This window comes from Kitasatospora sp. NPDC001132, from assembly GCF_053598415.1.
In genome coordinates this window covers 78,151-95,523 of the sequence record NZ_JBSFKF010000015.1, presented here as the reverse complement: position 1 = coordinate 95,523, position 17,373 = coordinate 78,151, and the positions used below count along the sequence as shown (strand labels likewise).

The window sequence follows — 17,373 nt, the reverse complement described above, 5'->3', positions numbered from 1 at the left end:
TGACGGAGCGGAGGATGCCGGCGCGCCGGCGCTGTTCGATACACGCGCGTAGATGTCGGACACGGGACCGCGCCGACGGCATGCCGGGGCCGTACGGCGGGGGTGGGGTGCTGCGGTGGCTCGCGAGGATGAGGCGGCTCGCGGTGGTGCCAAGGCTCGCGGCGGTGCGGTGCGGTGCGGTCCGTGCCGCAGTGGTGCGGTGCGATCCGTGCTGCGGGTGGTGCCGGCGGCCGGGGGAAGGGCCGGGGAGCGGCCGGGTGAGCGGCGGCTCGGGCGCGGTGCTCCGCCGGGTGAGCGACGGGCTGCTCCGCGTTTCTTCTCCGCGGTCGGCGCAGAGGCGGTGTGGCCGGGTGAGCGGCCGCTCGGCGGGGATCCCCGTACGGAAGCCGGGTGTTCAGCCCTCCGACGGTCGGTGGGCGGTGGCCGAGGTCAGTGCTCGGACAGCTGCGCGATCAGGCTCTTCGGCCGCAGGTCCTGCCAGTTCTGCTCGACGTAGTCGAGGCAGTCCTGCCGTCCGGCGGCACCGAACACCTGCTGCCAGCCGGCGGGCACCGGGCTGAAGGCCGGCCAGAGCGAGTGCTGGCCCTCGTCGTTGACCAGGACGAGGTAGCTGGCCTCGGGGTCCTCGAACGGGTTCGCCATCGTCGGTTCCTCTCTGATCAGGTCTGTTCGAAGCAGTGCGAGAAGGTGAGGATCGGGTGGTCGACGGAGCCGAGGCTCACGGACCCCAGCCGGAGTCCCCGCAGAGGGAGTCGTGGGCGGTGAGGGAAACCACGGACAGGCGCGGCCGGTCGTGGAGTCGCAGGCCCACCACGGCGACCGGTCGAACGGTGCGCATCCCGGGCATCTTGTGGACGCGGACGGCAAGGCTTGGCATCGCGAATTCCTCTTCCTGAGGAGGGCGGTCTGCCCTCTTCGCTCTGGAACGCATCCTGCCGAAGGCCCAAACGTGCTTGGAAGCTCTCTTTGTGATCGTGAACACGCAATGCGGGAACCGGAAGCCCGGGCAGATCGTGTCAAAAACAGACAGACATGATCCAACCCCCGCCTGGCTCTGTCAGATCAGTGGTGGGAGCCGTGCGGAGACGGGCACCCCGGCGCGCCGCAGCGAGCCCCGGCGCAGCTCCCCGCGGACGGCGGGCCAGTCCTCGACCCCCGGCCGCCCCGCCCCGGCCGGCGACTCCAGGGCGAGCGTCGCCAGGTAGGCGCGCTTGAGCGCGGCCCGTTCGTCCTGCACCCGGCCCGCGGACTGCTCGATCCGGCGCAGCCGGGCGTGCAGCCGCTCCAGCGCGCCTCCGCCCGTCAGCAGCCGCCGCGCCTGCGGGCCGAAGCGGAAACCGGGCGCCAGCAGCGGCCAGCCCGAGCGCCACACCCGGAACACCTCGCGGTGGCTCGGCCCCCACTGCCGCTCGGCCTCGGCCAGCCGCTCCAGCGCGGCCGCCTCGGTCGCCGCCGTACAGGTCCCGCGCAGCGCCCGCGACAGCGCCGCCCAGTCCTCGCCGGGCGCGTGCCGCAGCGCCGCGTGCAGCAGGTGGGCCACCGAGCCGTGCACCACGGTGCTCGGCCACTGTTCGGCCGCCGCCTCGGCCAGCGCCGCACCGGTGCCGCCGACCAGCACCCAGACCTCTCGCACTCCGCGCTCGGCGAGCCCGGCCAGCACCTGCGGCCACTGCTCCCCGTCCGCGGCCGGCCACAGGCCCAGCACCTCGCGCCGGCCCTCGACGGAGACCCCGAGCGCCAGGTGCACCAGCGGCCCGCCCGAGCGGCCGCTGCGCACCGAGTCGACGAAGACCACCGGGTAGACCGGGTCGAGCCGCCGCCCGCGCCGCTCGGCGAGCTCGTCGAGCACCTGGTCGGTGATGGCCGAGACGGTCTCCCTGCTCAACTCCACCCCGTACACCTCGGCCAGGTGCGCCACCAGCTCGCCCGAACTGAGGCCCCGCGCGGTCAACGAGATCACCAGCCGGTCGAGCCCGGGCAGCCGCCGGGCCCGGGGGAGGACGGCCTTGGGGGTGAAGCTGCCCTCGCGATCCCGGGGCACCCGCACCTCGACCGGGCCGATCTCGGTGAGCAGCCGTCTGGCCCGGGCGCCGTTGCGGCCGTTGGTGCCGGGACCGGGCCCGGAGCCGGAGCCCGACCCGGAGCCGGGGTCCGAGCCGGAGCCGCGCAGGTGCTCCTGGAGTTCGAGCTCCAGAGCACCCTCGATCAGCTGCTTGGCGAAGGCCTGGAGGATCCCGCCGTCGCCCAGCAGCCGGACCGCGCCGGAGCCGACCTGCGCGGCGGCGGCCTCCGCGAACTGTCGTACCAGGCGCTGGTCCACCAGGCCGGCGAGGGCGGCGGGCGGTGTCGCTGGGTCGGAATCAGCTCGCAACTGGGGGTGCCTTCCGTCTGTAGGCCGTTCCACGCGCCGACCGCCCGCTCCGGGCACCCCGCCGGGGCGCCAGGTGCGCTGCGCCGGCAATCCCCCGGGTCACCGCTGCCGGGCGCGGCCGTGATCGTGACCGCCACCGTCGGCTCCCCCTCCTGCGTGCTCACCCGACTACTGTCAGCCGATGATTTCCGCGCCCATTGGGCGTACACTCACGGCTGTCGGAGCCCGGGGGGCGGCGTCCGAACGGCAGTCACCTCCATCTTGCCGGTTCTGATGCCTGGCGGTAGCCGGTACGGGCATTCGTGAAACCGCAATGCCGAAGCCGGAAGGATGCCCAGATGTGCCCAACCCAGGACAACTGCGCGGAAAGGGGAACACCCCAGCTCTGCGACCGGGGCATCGAGTTCTACCGCACGGCGCTGGCCGAGGGGGAGGCGACCGGCGAAGCCCCCGAATGCCTGCTCGCCATGGGGCTGCTGCGCCCGCTGCCCGGCTCCGGTGACCGGCTGGCCCCCGTCCCGCCCGACATCGCCGTCACCGGGTTGGCGCGGCCGCTCGAACTCGCCGTACTGGAGCACCAGGAACGGCTCGCCGCGCTGCACACCTCCTTCCACGCCGCCGAGCACGCCTACCGCGACGTCATGCGACGGGCCAAGCTGCCGATCCGGCTGCTGGCGGGCGAGGAGATCAACCCCGCGCTGGAGAAGGCCGTCGCCGCCTGCTCCGAGGAACTGCTCACCGCCCAGCCGGGCGGCGGCCGCAGGACCGAGCAGCTCGCCGACGCGCTCCCGCGCGACCTCGCCCTGGCCGGCCGGGGCGTGCGCCAGCGCACCCTCTACCAGCACACCGTGCGCTCGCACGGCCCGACGCTGGCCTACATCGAGCAGGTCACCGCCCAGGGCGCCCAGGTGCGGACCCTGAACGAGGTTTTCGACCGGGTGATCATCTGCGACCGCACCACCGCCTTCATCCCGGCCGGCGCCGACCGCGAGGCCGCCGCCATGCTCATCGAACTCCCGCCGCTCGTCGAGTACCTGCTCAAGATCTTCGAGCTGATGTGGGAGCGCGCCGAGCCCGTCACCTACCAGCAGGGCCACCACCGCCCCCGGCTGCTGACCGCCCGCACCCGCCAGAACGTCCTGCGCCTGATGGTCAACGGCTACACCGACGAGGCCATCGCCTCCCGCCTCGGCATGAGCACCCGCACCGTCTCCAGCCACATCCAGAAGGCCAGCGAACTCCTCGGCAGCCGCAGCCGCGGCCACCTCGGCTACATCATCGCCCGCCAGGGCGTCCTCGACGAGCCCCTCGACGAACTCTGACGAGGGGGCAGCCGGCCCGGGTCGGCTCGGGCACGCACCGTACGGACCCTGACGATCGGCTTTCGCCGAGTGGGAGCCGTCACACCGGTGCTCAGCCCCGGCCGTTGCCGAGAATTCCGACGAACACAAATGGTGATCATGGAAGAGTCCCGTCCCGACCGTCTGACCTGCCTCGCCGTGTGCGCCGGGGCGGGTGGCCTCGCGCTCGGTCTCGAACAGGCGGGCTTCGACCCCGTGCTGCTCCTCGACAACCGTCCGGTGGCCTGCGAGACCCTGCGGCTGAACCGCCCGGATTGGCACGTCCTCGAGGCCGACCTCCTCGACTTCGTTCCCGAGGAACACCAGGAGTGCTACGACGTGGACCTGCTGGCCGCCGGTCTGCCACGGGTGAAGGCGAACGCCGCGGTGAGGCGCGAGGACAGCGCAGAGGAACTCGAGCTGCTCGAAGCGACGGTGATGCTGATGCACGGTGTGCAGCCGCGTGCCCTGCTCATCGAGAATCTCTCCGAGTTGGCCTCCAAGCCCGCGTACGAGTCCATCCGCTCGGAGGTCGAGGCCGAGCTCGACCACCTCGGGTACGAGTACGAGTGGTTCGTCGTCAACGCCAAGTGGCACGGTGTGCCCCAGGACCGCAAGCAGGGGATCCTGGTGGCGCTGAAAGAGGGCTCCATACGTGACTTCGTGCCCCCGGCGCGTGACACCGAGCCGCCGCTGACGGTGGGGGAGGCGTTGGGCGCCTCGATGGCGGCTCGCGGGTGGCCGCACGCCGCCGCCTGGGCAGCGCAGGCCGACGAGGTCGCCCCGACCCTGGTCGGAGGTTCCTGGAAGCGTGGCGGGCCGGACCTGGGGCCGACCGGGACGAAGCGCTCCTGGGCCCGCATGCGGGTCAACGGTGGCACTGTCGGCAATGAGGTCCCCGGCCCCGACGACCGCTGGGACCCGTCGCCGGACGGCACGGACATGGTGACGCTGACGGTCGAGCAGGCAGCACGGCTTCAGGGATTCCCCGAGGACTGGGCGTTCGCCGGTGGCAAGACACACCGCTACCGGCAGGTGGGCCACGCGTCGCCGCCTCCGGTGGCCAGGGCCCTCGGGCTCGCGATCCGGGCCGCGTTGGGTCACCCCGCACCGGCACCACGGGACCGGCGGTGAACCGAGCCGCGCGGCGAACATGATGCCGGGGCGGGACGGCATCGGGTGTGCCGTCCCGCCCAGACATCACCGGTCGGCGCTCAACGGGTGAGCAGGTGTGAGAAGAAGCCGATCGACGGGTCCTCGGGGGTGCCGACGAGCAAGGCCCGGTCGAGCAGGCCGTTGTTGTGCTCGCAGCTGGTCTCCGGGAGCATCACGCAGGCGTGGCAGGCGGCCAGGTTGGTGCCCCCCGTGCCGGAGATCTCGGTCTCGACGCAGAGCGGGTCGGCGGAGCACCACTCCGCGCGCCGGACGGCCGAGCGCACGGCCTGGGCGAGACGGTCGATCTCGCCCTGGGCGACCAAGCCGCCGAGGCTGCCGGCCGAGTCGCTGGTGGCCGTGTAGATCAACACTCCGGCCATGTCGTCACCGGAGTAGATCCGCTCGCGCAGCGAGGCGGCCGGGTAGCCGGAGTCCAGGCTCCACTCGTTGATCATCACGTGTGCGAAGGTGTGCAACAGGGCCATGCGCGGGGTGGCGGGGGAAGGCGGGACCCGGGTCGGGTCGGAGGCCCGCTCGGCGAGGACCTGCTGGTGGCGGTCGTGGATGCGTGCCACGCGGTCGGCGACATCGGGCAGTTCGGCCCAGGCGTCCACGCGCTCCTCGTCGAACCGAAGGAACACCCCCTCGCCGTGGACCTCCATGGCGGGCAGCCAGTCGGTCGGAGCGAGTGACAACTCTGCCTCGTGGCCGTCGGAGGAGGTCTCGGGATCGATGACCCGGGTGAAGGACTTCAGTGCGCGGACCTCGCGCAGCTTCTTCACCAGCATCGGGGTGACCAGGCCCAGCTCGGTCAGGGGCTTCTCGTCACCGACCGGGGGCTCGCAGACGAACTGCTCGGTGTGTCGGTCGGATTCCTCCGGATTGCCGACGCACAGACGCTGGTACTCCAGGTCGCGCAGCGCCCGGTAACGCTGCTCCTGGTCGCGATCGACGGTGTCCTCGGCGGAGGGGTCCTCGGCCTCCATCGCCGAGATCAGGTCCAGGACCTGCTGGGGGCTCACCGGGGATGCGGACCCCTTGAAGATGTACTTCAGGTGGATCTCGATCTGGGCGAGGTCGGAACACTTGCGGAGATCCTCCCAGTGCTCGTCCAAGGCGTGTACCCGAGTGTCGCTCCACGGCGGGATGGACAGGGCCGAGCGCAGCACCGGCTGCCAGACGGAAGAGGAACCGCGCTGGAGGGTCCGCGGTGTCCGGGAACACGGAACCCGATCGGCACCCTTCAGCCAGGGGCGCTCGCCGGGGCAGTCGATGTTCAGCTCCTTGAGGGTGCCGGTACGGAAGGAACCCTCCATGGACACCTCCGGCACCCCGCAGGAGCAGGAGATCACGACCGAACGGAGCGAGGCGGTGCGTCCGGAGGACGTCAGGCTCATCCGGCCACCGCAGAACCCGCTCTCGCCGCGCCGGCCCCGGTGCAGCCACTTCCAGTACGGGAAGTCGGCGATGTGTCCGTCCTCGCAGGCGACCACGAAGCGGGAGGGGACCAGCGGTTCGCCGCACTCGCCGCACTCGTTGCGTCCGGGCGGAGAGTTGAACTTCCGCACGTGGTCCAGCGCGTGGCACTCGGCGCAGTGGTGCCAGAGCGGGAAACGGCGCACCCGGATGCCGTCGCGGCTGTCGTCACCCGAGGCGGGCGGCAGACGGAAGTGCGTCACTCCCAGCACCCGGGCGAGGCGGGGTTCGCGGATCACCGGGGCCTCGTCGCGCGGCCATTGCTCCGCCGCGCCGTCGATGCCCGAGACGATGAAGGACTCCTGCTCCACGGCGACCAGCGATCCGACGCCGTAGGTGGTGATGGCCTGGGCCCGACGGACCGCGCCGCGGCGGGGCAGGTTGTGGGCCGGAGCGGCGGAGCCGGCGGTGCGCCGGCGGCGGGACGGCGGCGGGGTCATCGGGATGCCTCCATGAACAGAGCGGACTCGGCGTCGACGTCGCGCAGGGACCACAGGGTCTCCCACGCCTCGACGTCCTCCAGGGCGTCGTCGTAGGGCTTGAGCAGCGAGGGGCTGGAACGCCCGCGCTTCGGTTCGTAGCACAGGCCGTCGTTCGCTTCGGCCTCGTCGTACCACCACTGGACGAACTCGTCGAAGGCCGCGGCGACGTGGGCGACCTCCTCAGGGGAGACCTTCGCGACCCGGTCGAGGATCAGCGGGCGGATCCGTTCCCGCAGTCGGTCGTGGAAGAGGTCGATCTTTCCCGCGTCCTCGTCCCTGCGGGCCGCCGGGATCAGGAGGCGGGCCAGCGCGACGATCACCGCGTGCAGGCCGCGAGCGCGGGCCCGGGCCGAGAACGGCGTCACCGAGGTGGACTCGACCTCTCGGTAGAGCGCGGAGTGGAAGTGCTGGAAGTTCTCGTAGTGCGAACGGTCCCGGGAGCGGTTGGAGTTGAGCATCACCGCGACCAGTCCGGGGTGGGCTCGGCCGACCCGGCTGGTGGCCTGGATGTACTCGGCGGTGGTCTGCGGCTGACCCATGACGGCCATCAGCCCGAGTCGGTCCACGTCCACGCCGACCGCGATCATGTTGGTGGCCAGGAGCACGTCCACCACGTCCGCCGCGTCACCGTCCGTCAGTCTGCGCTCGATCTGCTTCAGACGGGCCGGGATCTCGCTGGCGTCCACCCGGCTGGTCAACTCGGAGTAGTTGCCGACTGAGCGCGGCTCGTGCCCGTCGCGCTCGGCCAGGTGGTCCAGGTAGGAGACGACGTCGTCGTGGACCTGGAGTTCGGCGGCGGACAGCAGGCGAAGGCTGTTGAAGTACCCGACCAGGGTCCAGTAGGCGTCGCGCACCTTCTGGTCCGCGTCGGCATGCAGCGCTTGGTGGAGCAGCGTGGCGTAGGTGCGGATCAGCAGGGTGGACTGGCTGGTGCCGGGGGCGAGCAGGCCCACGTAACGGCGGGACGCCTTCTCGCTCGCGGGGGTCTCCACGGCGAACCAGGAATCGCGGGCGTCCAGCCCGGCGGGCGGGAACTGCCGTACCTCGCGGGAGAACAGGGCCCTGCCCTGGTCGGCGGCCCTGCGGATGGTCGCGGTGGAGGCGATCACCTTGGGCCGGTCCGCGAGCACGTCGACGGCGGTCTCGTACAGGCCGGTCAGGGTGCCCAGCGGCCCGGAGATCAGGTGCAGCTCGTCCTGCACGATCAACTCCGGTGGAGGGGTGGCGTCCTGGCGGTCGCGGTTGAAGAGGGCAGCGGTCTGTGCACGCCACGGCATCGAGGCGAACTTGTCGACGGTGGCGATCACCAGGGTGGGCCGGGCCGCGTACACCGCCTGGTCGATCAGGTGCACCGGCAGCCCGCCGGAGAACGGGCAGTCCGTGCCGGGGCAGCACACGTCCATCCGCTCGGCCTCCTCGTCCACCGCGTAGTGGTGGGCGTCGAGGGCGGTCCCGCACCACGGACAGGCGTGCAACTGGACGGGATTCTCCGTCTGAAGCACCCGTCCGGCGCGGGCGGTGGCGAGCTGCCGGGAAGCCACCTCCAGGGTGTTCGGCGTGGCGGAGCGTCCGACCCACATGCCGATGGAGATCTCCTCGTGGCCCAGTTCCTCGGGGTTTTCCAGGCGCATCCGCTCCATGGCGCAGATGAGGATCGCGGCGCGCTCGAACTGCTGGAGGGTCAGCAGGCGCAACGTGTAGCGCATCAGGACGGTGACACCACCGCCGGCCGGTCCGAGTCGCTTGCGGCGCAGGAAGGTGGTCAGCGCGATCAGACCGAGATACGCCTCGGTCTTGCCACCACCGGTGGGGAACCACAGCAGGTCGGACACGCCCCGGTCGGTGTGCTCCGGGTCGTCCACTCCGGCCAGGCACAGCAGGACGAAGGCGATCTGGAACGGACGCCAGCGCGCCGTGGTCGGGGCGGGTTCACCGATCCGACCCCCCTTGACCCAGGCGGCCCGGGCCCGCTGGGTCGCCATCGCCCGGTTGGCCAGGCGGAACGCCCACATCAGGTCGGGCTTGTCGCGCAGCAGCGCGATGCCCCCCCGGATCCGTTCCAGGGCCTCGCGGCAGGCGCGGACCTGGTCGGCGGCGGTCGGCCCGTAGGAGGTGTCGGCGAGTTCGGCGGCCTCGTCCTGCTTCCGTTCGATCCACCGCTCGTAGCCGTCGGCCAGTCCCTCCAGCGCGGCGATCACCTCGGCGTCCCCGCCTTCGGCGAGACCGAGCATGGTGAGGGCGCTCGCGTCGATCGTCGGATTGGAGTCGGTGAGCAGCACCTCGTGCGTGGGCACGAACTCGGTGCGCACCTCGCTCACCCCGGCCGGCACCACGTCGGTGAGGCCGATCGGGGACGGGGTCCAGTCCCACACCGCCGCGCAGCCGTGGCCGGTGGCGAAAGTGGGGGCGTGCCGGTGCAGCAGCCGACTGCTCTCCAGCTCGGAGTCCACGGCGGGCAGGGCGGTCGTGCGGTCCACGAAGGCGCTCGACCCGTCGACGGCACGGACCGTCAGCCCGGCCTGGAACAGGGCGAAGGCGTCCTGGAGCTCACGCTCGCCGACCCGCTGCTCGTTCACCAGGGTGACCGTGACGGTGACCGTGCCGGTCCCCTGCGCCGGGCGGCGGACGTGTACGTCCAGCCGGACCGGGCGGGCGATCGGGTAGTACGTCTCGCGACGACCCGGGAGGTCGAGGTCGATCCGGACGTCCGGAAGGTCGAGCTCCACCCGGCGCCAGTGTTCCCGCTGCTCGGAGGTGGTGCGGGCCTCACTGCGACGCGCCGAGATCCTGCGTCCCTCGGCGTCCTCCGGCTCGTACGCGGCGGCGCGGGCCGAGACCACGATCTCCCGGCACACGTCCAGATCGACCGCGAAGGTCAGGCCGACACTGGAGGGCCGTCGGCTGCCGGAGTCGGGGCGGCCGACGTTCGGGCCGGACTCGTCGAGACCGGCGGACCTGGGCAGGGGCTCCTCGTCGAGCCCGTTCTGCTCCTCGTCGTCCTCCTCGAGCCGGCGGGTCGCCGCGGCGTCCGCCGGGCGGGGATAGAGCACGCCGATGGGGTAACGGGTGATCGGGGCGTCCTGGTCGAGAACCTCGGCCCGGTCCTCGGCGGTGTCGCCGGTGTCGGGGCCCAGCAGCTCCCGGCGGAGGCGGGACACCAGGTCCTCACGGACCCGGTAGTGCCCGGCGTGCCGTCCTGCGTGGATGGTCATTCCTGCTCCTCCTCGGTTCCGGCGGTGTGCCGGAACCGTCCGATTCCACTGATGCGAGGGGCGATCCACACACCGTGGTCGCCGAGGCCCGCGTTGGTCCCGGCAGCCGGGCTGCCCGCCACCGACTCCAGGCAGTCGATCCGCAGACCGCAGATCTCCTGGGGCCAGCGGATCTCCCACTTCGTGCCGACCTTCAGGACGGAGTAAAGCTGGCTCCGGAAGGCCTCGGAGGCGTCGCCGATCTCCCGTCCCTCATGGAGCAGTGCGTACCGGGGACTCTGCGTGGGGCCCATGGGGAGGGCGTCGCGCAGCCTGAACGTCACCGCGTCCCCCGGCCTCACCCGCTCCAGCAGGTACGCCTGGGCACCGGGGGCGTCGACCTGGGCGTCGGCCGGTTCCAGGGCGTCCACGTCCCCGGCCCGCACCTCGACGCCGTCGCGCCGCCACTGCAGGCGCTGGTTCGGGACTCCCCGGTACAGCCGTCCGGTCGGCTTGTGCCTGAGCACCGTCACCGTGTCGGGCGCGGCGACCCGGTACAGGTCCTCCCGTGCCCGGGTCATCGCCACGTAGAGTGCGCGGGCCTCGGCGGGCAGGTCAGGCCCCTCGACACGACGACGAAGCTCGGCCACGGTCGGCGGATTGAGCAGCACCACCCGGTCGAACTCCAGGCCCTTGGAGCGGTGCACCGTGGACACCACGAGCCGGGCCGGTTCCGGATCGGCCAGCTCGTCCGGGAAGCGGCGCTCCGCCACCAGGCGGCGCAGCCGCACCACGTCGAGGGTGCCCCGGCCTGCGCCGCGCGCCGCGGGCCGCAGGGACCGCCACACTCGGTCGAGGTCGGTGCCCTCGGGCAGCGGGATCGTGGTGAGCAGCTCGCGCAGCCGCTCCTCGGTGAGGGTGACGGCCGCGGTCCGGCGCAGCACCTCGGCGACCCAGTACGGCACGGGCCGGTCCCGGAGCGGGCGGCGCAGGGCGTGCGGGACCCCCTGGGTGTGCAGCAGTTCGGAGACGACCAACGCCTGCCGGTTGTCGCGGCACAGGATCGCGCAGGTACCGGGGAAGGACCGCAGCGAGTCCAGCGTGAAGGAGTCGGTGAACGAGCCCAGGTCGGGAAGGTCGAGCAGCAGCTCGCGCAGCTCCCCGTGCAGGCGTTCGGCGGCAGCGTCCGCGCCCTCGGGGGCGCTGCCGATGGCCTGGACGGCGGGGCCGAGCGGGAGCGCGGTCCGTGCCTCGGGGGTGACGGCCCGGAAGTTCCGGGTCAGCCGCAGTTCCTCCAGGTCGTCGGCGAAGGAGATCCGCACCCAGCGGAGGAAGAGGTCGGCACGATCGGCGAATTCCTCCGGGTCCTCGATCTGGAAGTCGTAGATCGCCTGGGCCGAGTCGCCGACCAGGGTGAACCCGCAGGAGCCCTGGAGGCGGTCGAGCAGCGACTCCACCATCTCCCGGCGCGCGCCCACCAGGTCCTGCACCTCGTCGATGATCACGTGTGTGGGCGGGCCTGCTTCCAGTGACTCCAGCGCGCCCTTCTCGATCGCGTCGGTGGCTGCCCGGATCCGCTCGTCGAAGGAGAGTTCCGACCACGCCCCGTCCGGATATGCCTGGAGCAGCAGGGAGTAGGCCCAGGAGTCGAAGGTCTGCACCCGCACCCGTCGCGCGTGCTCGCCATGTCGGGCGATCCGGTCCCGCAACTCCCGGACGGCGGCGCGGGAGAAGCTGAGGACCAACAGCTCGGAGGCCTCCAGCGCCTCGTCCGGGTCGATGTGGCCGATGAGTGCGTCCATCCGGCGCACCAGGGTGTGGGTCTTGCCCGTCCCCGCCCCCGCGGTGACCAGGAGCCGGGTGTCCCACGGCCGGTCCACGACGGCCTGCTGTTCGGCCGTGAGGAGGGGGCCGTCCTCGGAGCGGGTGGTCATCGGTTGCTCCACAGGTACTCGAACTGCGTGAAGGCGAGAGCGGTGTCGAAGTTCCGGATGTTGTCGCGGACGTTGAGGATGAGGCAGGTGTCCTTGCCTCCGTTGCGGGGGCCACGCAGACCGCGCCCGATCATCTGCTGGTACACGTTCGGGCTGTAGACGGGCCGGGCGACGACCACCGCGCGGGTGGCGGGGGCGTCGAAACCCTGGGTGAGGACACCGTAGTTGGTGATCACCCGGATCCGTCCGTCGCGGAAGTCCCCGATCCGCGTTCGTCGGTCGGCGTCGGAGGTGGTGGCGTCCACCGAGGACGCGGAGATCTTCTGGTCCATCAGCATGGCCGCCAGGAGCTTGGCGTGTTCCACCGAGGTGGCGAACACCAGCACCGGCCAGTCCTCGTCCATCGCCGTGATCTGCTCGACGATGCGGCGGCTGCGGTCGTGATCGTCGGCCAGCCGCTGCTCGGCGGCCTTGGACAGCAGGCTGAACTGCTCGGCGCTCTCCCGCTCCTGGCGGGACAGCTCGATGGTGCCGCCGGTCAACTCCCGGTGTTCGACCCGCGCCAGTACACCGATCTCCTGGAGGTACCCGTAGGCGTCGTCGGAGGGGAAGACCCCCTCGTCCAACCGGCGCGAGCCGAACCGGTTGACCAGTCGGCGGGTCTCCTCCTCGTTGTGGCCGCGGAACGGGGTCGCGGTGAGCCCGAGCAGATGCCGGTCCGTCTGGTACTGGGTCAGACCGAGCCGGCTCAGGATCTCGGTGTAGCTCGGGCTGGTCGCCACGTGCGCCTCGTCGACCACGACCAGTGCGGCCTCCCGCAGCCAGGCGTACCGGTCGGTGTCCAGGCACACCCGCAGCTTGGCGTCGGTGGCCACCACCAGCTGCGGCCCGTCGACGACCGGGGCCGCCTCGTTCGAGGTCCACAGCCGGTTGATCGTCAGCCGTTCCTGTGCACCGGCCTTGCTCCAGACGAACTGCCAGCTCTGTACGGCCTGTTCGCAGAGCTCCTCGGTCTGGGCGATCCACAGGATCGGGCCCCGGAGCGCGCCGGTCTGCTTGACCCAGCGGATGACGGCCTCGGCGGTGACCCGGGTCTTGCCGGCTCCGGTGGGCAGCGAGAGCATGGCGCGCTGCGGGGCGAGTCGGTCCAACATCTCGAAGATGTTGAGGGCCAACCTCTCCTGGTACTCGTGCAGACGGGGGAAGTCCCGGGGCCCTTCCACGGTCAGGCTCTGTTCGAGGGAAGGTGCCCGGTAGCCGGCGAAGGGCGCCGGCAGGCCGAGGTCGGCGACGAAGGAGACCGCGGCCGAATTGCCGGTGTAGGACGCCGGGGCGTTCGGGAAACGCTCCAGGATGTCCCGGGCGTGGGTCTTGAGCACCGTGTCGCCGTGTGCGTTGAACGCCATCTGCGCGATCCGGCGTCCGGTGGGCTCCTGTCCGTCCGACTCCTGACGCTCGGCGTCCATGAGACCGGCGGGGAGCCGGTCGCGCAGGGCCTCCGCGCCGATCAGCAGCTCCAGCTTGGCCGTCACGTCCGAGGCCTCGCGAATCGCCTTCATCGCGGACCGCGTCTTCTCGTCCTGTTCCTGGCGGGCCTGGGCCTCCAGGACCGCCCGGCAAGCGGCCTCTCCCATCCGCAGACCCAACTCGCGGTCCACGGCCCGGAGCACGCCGAGCCGGTCCAGCGAGTCCACGACCTTGATCACATTGCCCTGGCGGGCGCTGTCCAGAGACTTCGCCCGCGCACCGTGCGGGGTACGGACGACCTCCTCCAGGGTGGAGCAGCGCAGCAGGGAATAGGGGGCGACCGCGCTGCCCATCTTCTGGCGCAGCGTCGGGAACTCCTCGACCAGGGGGACCGGTTCCACACTTGCCTCGTGCCGGGTCTCCCGGCTCACCACGTCGTCGTGGCGAAGCATGCCCCACTGCTCGACCATGAGGTCGGCGGACTCCTGGTCCGGCGCCAGCAGCGCGGGCACCCGCTCGGCCTGCAAGGAGCGGTACTCCGCCGGGTTCGCCGCGACGGCGATCTCCCCGTCCGCCCGGGTGTCCCAGCTGTCGCCGATCCGGCAACGAGTCAGCGAGTCCTCGGGGAAGGGGATCTCCAGGCGGGTCAGGAGGGCGTAGGTGGAACCGACGAAGGCGTCGTCCTCGCTTTCCTGGAGCTTCTCCAGGAGCTGCTCCCACTGCTTCGGACGGACCTTCTCGACACTGTCGGCGAGCCCCAGCTTGCGGGCCTTCTCGGCGCTGATCGACGCGACCGGGAGCACGTCACGGTAGGCGTCGAGCTGGGGACCCACGGTCTCCTTGAGGGGCTTGAGGCCCTGCGAGGTCTCGACCACGCCGTGCCGGTTGAGCATCCAACGGATCGGGGACCACACCGACTGGCGTGTGTTGGCCTGTGCCCCGATCTGCAAGGTCCAGTTCGCGAGCAGCGCATCCTCGGGCAGTGTCCGGAGGAAGGCCGCGCGGGCTTCTTCGGAGAGCCAGGGCAGCAGGTGCAGCGGTCCCCCGATCGGAGAGCCGTCGATCCTGGTCCTGGCCAGGCTCGGTCGGCTCGCCCGGTCGTCGAGAGTGCTGCAGTATGCCGCGTGCACGGCTTCCCGGTACTCGTCGAACCAGGGCTCCCCCGTGGGGTCGTTCCTGGAGGTCGGGCCCTTCGGGAGGCCCAATTCGCGGAAGAACCCCTCGTCGTCGGAGTGGAAGTGCATGTCCACGGCGATCTCCGGGTCGCTCTCCGCGGTGACGACGACCCCGGGAATCATGCAGTTGCGCATGGGGTGGAAGCGGCCGCTCGCCGTTCGTACCATCAGGGTCTCCAACGGCGCCGACACCCGCTTGGTCACCTCGTGGCCCACCACGGAGGCACCCGCCCGGTGGAAGAGTTCCCAGAACCGGGTCCACTCCTGCGGGCCGTACGAGCCGAAGCCCTGATCCAGGACGCTCATGAAGCGCCCCCGGAGGTCGGCTTCCTGGATGCCGAGGGCGGTGAGCGCGGAGTGCAGCGACGGGTCGTCGGACAGTGCGCGGTCCACGTAGACCAGTGACTCCCGCAGACCGTCCTCCTCGGTGCGGCGGTACACCACACTGCCCAGGGGGGCGACCAAGCCGTTCTCCTCGGTGAGGACGATCCGGGCCTTGCGGGCCTCGGCGGCGCAGCCGGCCTCCGAACGGATCATGTCGGCGACGATTCGGATGGCGGCCGCCGAGGCCTCCGCCGTACCGTCGGAGACCAGTGCCTCCAGCCACTCGACGACGGACGCCCGTCGCCGGCCGGCCGCGGCCAGGATGTGCTGGACCTTGCCGGTTCTCAGGTCGGTGGCCTCGACCGAGGGGTGCACCCAGTCGCGGGGGCGCCCGGGGTAGGCATGCCAGTCCCTCAACCAGCGGTTGACCGCGGTGCTGTCCTTCCCCAGTTCGGGGTGGACGTGGAGGTCACCGGGCGTGCGCAGGACGCCGTCCTGGTCGGGCAGCGACGGACGCACCGCGGTGGCGGCCCAGATCTGCTCGGTGAGCAGACGGTCGGCCCAACTGATTGTCTCCACGCCCTTGGAACGGCCGGGCAGCAGCGGGAGGTACGCGCCGGGGTCCTCCGCCGGCGCGAGGTCGGGCAGCGAGTCGACCACCAGGCGGGCGGCGATCCGGATCATCTCGACGTTGAACGGCGAGGAGTCCAGGAGGTTCTGCCGGTCCTCGTTGGTCTTCCAAGCCCCGTTCAGGATGCCGCTGAGGGTCATCTCGTACTTGGTGGGGAAGAAAGACCAGAAGCGGCCGCGCCCCCGGGCGTCGGCGGCGCTGAGCAGGCCGGTCCGCTCGTCCTCGCGGTAGGCCGGGACGGCCCAGGCCACGTCGATGGACAGGCGGTCGTGCAGCTCGCCGGCGTCACGCCGGGCGACCTCGGTGGGCTCGTGGGTACGGGTGAAGACCCGCCACTGCGAGGTCACTTGAGGCTTGCCGACCCGCTCCTCCCGGATCGTGTGCAGGTTGCCGGCCTGCTCGGAGTGAAGGGTCCGCCGCGCGATCGGGTGGGGCCGGCGGTCCTCCAGGACCACCGGCCCCACGTGCGGGGAGAACAGGTGGAAACCGGAGGGGAACTCCTCGCGGGTGTCGTGACTGGCCGCGCCCTGGTGGCCGTGCATGTCCTTGCCCAGCCGTTCGGCGGCGCCGGGCAGCAGCGGGAGGCGGACCACCGTGGTGGCCCACTCCAGCAGTTCGTCCAGCACCTGGTCCTTGAGGCGCTCGGCCGCCATGTCCAGCTCGCGGGCCATGCGCAGCACGGGCGCCTCGAACTCCTCGCCGAGCCGCTCGCGCACCCCGGGGACGTTCCGGATCGACTCGTACGACCAGGCACGGTCGAAGCCGAAACTGCCCTCGCGGCTGAAGAATTCGGGTGCGTCGGTCACCACCAGGACCGACTTCACCCCCACGCCGAAACGGCCGATCTGTCCACCGCGCTTGCGGGACATGCTCATGCGCAGGATGGTCTCCGCGCCCTCGGGCGTCACGGGGTTGCCCTGGTTCGCGCAGTACAGGTGGGTGCCGGTGAGGACGACGTGGATCCGGCCGCCGGGCTCGTCGCGCAGCTCGTCGGCCGCGTTCTGGACGAGCTCGAAGAGCTGCCGGTCGCCGTATCCGCCCTGGGTGATGCGGCGTTCGCCGTTGGCGTGTTCGGGGATCAGGCCCGGGTCGACGGCATAGGTCTCCAGGACGCGGAGGGACTGCTCGACGACGGTGCGGATCACGGGGGACTGCGGATCGGCCACGGATGGTTCCACTTCGGATGCGGAGGGAGGGTGGGCGGCGAGGAGCGTCGGATGTGCCGTCAGCGGGCGCGGTGCGCGGTGAACGTGATGGTGCAGTGGAAGCGGCGGGTGATGCGCCGACACTGGTTGGGGTTACGGCGCGGGCGGCGGGCCTGAGCCTCGGCGTCGCGAATGGCGTTCCGGTAGATGGCGACCATGTCGGGGGTCAGGTCGTGCAGGTAGAGGTACATGCCCAGGGCCTGCGGGTCGTCGGCGAGTTCGTCGCAGGCGGAGACGATGGAGCACATGCGGTGGAACGGGAAGTGCTTCGGGGACACCGAGGTACCTGCTTTCGCATTTCGTGAGAATTGACACGATGGGATGGTGCGAAGTGGTGCAGGAGAGAACGGGTCGCGCAAGAATCCACGGAATCCATGAAGGATTCCGGAGGCGGCCGTAAAGAATTCCCCCCCAGGAACGGATATACCACACAGATATGCCACACCCCATGTCAAGGGGCGCTGCCCCAGCACCCGCTGCGACATTGGAAAGAACCTTAACGGGGGTCCCGATGAAATGCAACCGTGGGGCCATAGGGGGCTTAATCGGAGGAATTCGGACAAGCGGGGAGGGCTTGCCGACCCTGTTTTTCGATCGCGTTCGACGTCTGCTCTCGTTGGGC

General features: G+C 71.2%; 10 protein-coding genes. 2 read left to right on the top strand and 8 right to left on the bottom strand.

What is annotated here, in order from left to right; genetic code table 11:
- Positions 1-429: 429 nt before the first annotated feature.
- The 3 genes from ACWDBE_RS21265 to ACWDBE_RS21255 all read right to left on the bottom strand — a co-directional run bounded on the left by ACWDBE_RS21265 (position 430) and on the right by ACWDBE_RS21255 (position 2,371).
- Positions 430-642, bottom strand: a complete 213-nt coding sequence (locus tag ACWDBE_RS21265; protein WP_392872619.1) for an MbtH family protein — start codon at positions 640-642, stop codon at positions 430-432.
- A 76-nt stretch (positions 643-718) separates the two neighbouring features.
- Positions 719-877, bottom strand: a complete 159-nt coding sequence (locus tag ACWDBE_RS21260) for a hypothetical protein (protein WP_449788668.1) — start codon at positions 875-877, stop codon at positions 719-721.
- Positions 878-1,057: 180 nt separating this feature from the next.
- Complete coding sequence (locus ACWDBE_RS21255) at positions 1,058-2,371, bottom strand: IS256 family transposase (protein ID WP_449788667.1); 1,314 nt, start codon at positions 2,369-2,371, stop codon at positions 1,058-1,060.
- A gap of 338 nt (positions 2,372-2,709) precedes the next feature.
- Here ACWDBE_RS21255 and ACWDBE_RS21250 point away from each other — a divergent pair, with 338 nt between their 5' ends.
- Both ACWDBE_RS21250 and ACWDBE_RS21245 read left to right on the top strand, forming a co-directional pair.
- On the top strand, positions 2,710-3,693 hold the full coding sequence (locus tag ACWDBE_RS21250; RefSeq protein ID WP_449788666.1) for a LuxR C-terminal-related transcriptional regulator: 984 nt from the start codon (positions 2,710-2,712) through the stop codon (positions 3,691-3,693).
- A 129-nt stretch (positions 3,694-3,822) separates the two neighbouring features.
- Positions 3,823-4,845, top strand: coding sequence for a DNA cytosine methyltransferase (locus ACWDBE_RS21245; RefSeq protein WP_449808791.1), 1,023 nt, complete (start codon positions 3,823-3,825; stop codon positions 4,843-4,845).
- Between the two features lie 80 nt (positions 4,846-4,925).
- Here ACWDBE_RS21245 and drmB read toward each other — a convergent pair whose 3' ends face one another.
- The 5 genes from drmB to ACWDBE_RS21220 are packed head-to-tail and all read right to left on the bottom strand — an operon-like array spanning position 4,926 to position 17,029.
- Positions 4,926-6,782: a DrmB family protein gene (gene drmB / locus ACWDBE_RS21240; RefSeq protein ID WP_449808776.1), complete on the bottom strand. Its 1,857-nt coding sequence runs from the start codon at positions 6,780-6,782 to the stop codon at positions 4,926-4,928.
- Entirely contained in the window at positions 6,779-10,036 is a 3,258-nt protein-coding gene (locus ACWDBE_RS21235) for a helicase-related protein (RefSeq protein ID WP_449808775.1), read from the bottom strand. Before ACWDBE_RS21235 ends, drmB begins: the two co-directional genes overlap by 4 nt.
- Positions 10,033-11,949: a UvrD-helicase domain-containing protein gene (locus tag ACWDBE_RS21230; protein ID WP_449808774.1), complete on the bottom strand. Its 1,917-nt coding sequence runs from the start codon at positions 11,947-11,949 to the stop codon at positions 10,033-10,035. The genes ACWDBE_RS21235 and ACWDBE_RS21230 overlap by 4 nt, the downstream gene beginning before the upstream one ends.
- The gene (locus ACWDBE_RS21225; RefSeq protein WP_449808773.1) at positions 11,946-16,712 is read right to left on the bottom strand and encodes a DEAD/DEAH box helicase; all 4,767 of its coding nucleotides are present in this window, start codon (positions 16,710-16,712) and stop codon (positions 11,946-11,948) included. Before ACWDBE_RS21225 ends, ACWDBE_RS21230 begins: the two co-directional genes overlap by 4 nt.
- A 59-nt stretch (positions 16,713-16,771) precedes the next feature.
- On the bottom strand, positions 16,772-17,029 hold the full coding sequence (locus ACWDBE_RS21220; RefSeq protein ID WP_449808772.1) for a hypothetical protein: 258 nt from the start codon (positions 17,027-17,029) through the stop codon (positions 16,772-16,774).
- Positions 17,030-17,373 lie beyond the last annotated feature (344 nt).

Coding starts and splice junctions, on each gene's coding strand:
- ACWDBE_RS21230 (WP_449808774.1), bottom strand. CDS start 11,949: ATGACCACCCGCTCCGAGGACGGCCCCCTCCTCACGGCCGAACAGCAG.
- ACWDBE_RS21265 (WP_392872619.1), bottom strand. CDS start 642: ATGGCGAACCCGTTCGAGGACCCCGAGGCCAGCTACCTCGTCCTGGTC.
- drmB (WP_449808776.1), bottom strand. CDS start 6,782: ATGACCCCGCCGCCGTCCCGCCGCCGGCGCACCGCCGGCTCCGCCGCT.
- ACWDBE_RS21260 (WP_449788668.1), bottom strand. CDS start 877: ATGCCAAGCCTTGCCGTCCGCGTCCACAAGATGCCCGGGATGCGCACC.
- ACWDBE_RS21235 (WP_449808775.1), bottom strand. CDS start 10,036: ATGACCATCCACGCAGGACGGCACGCCGGGCACTACCGGGTCCGTGAG.
- ACWDBE_RS21250 (WP_449788666.1), top strand. CDS start 2,710: ATGTGCCCAACCCAGGACAACTGCGCGGAAAGGGGAACACCCCAGCTC.
- ACWDBE_RS21245 (WP_449808791.1), top strand. CDS start 3,823: ATGGTGATCATGGAAGAGTCCCGTCCCGACCGTCTGACCTGCCTCGCC.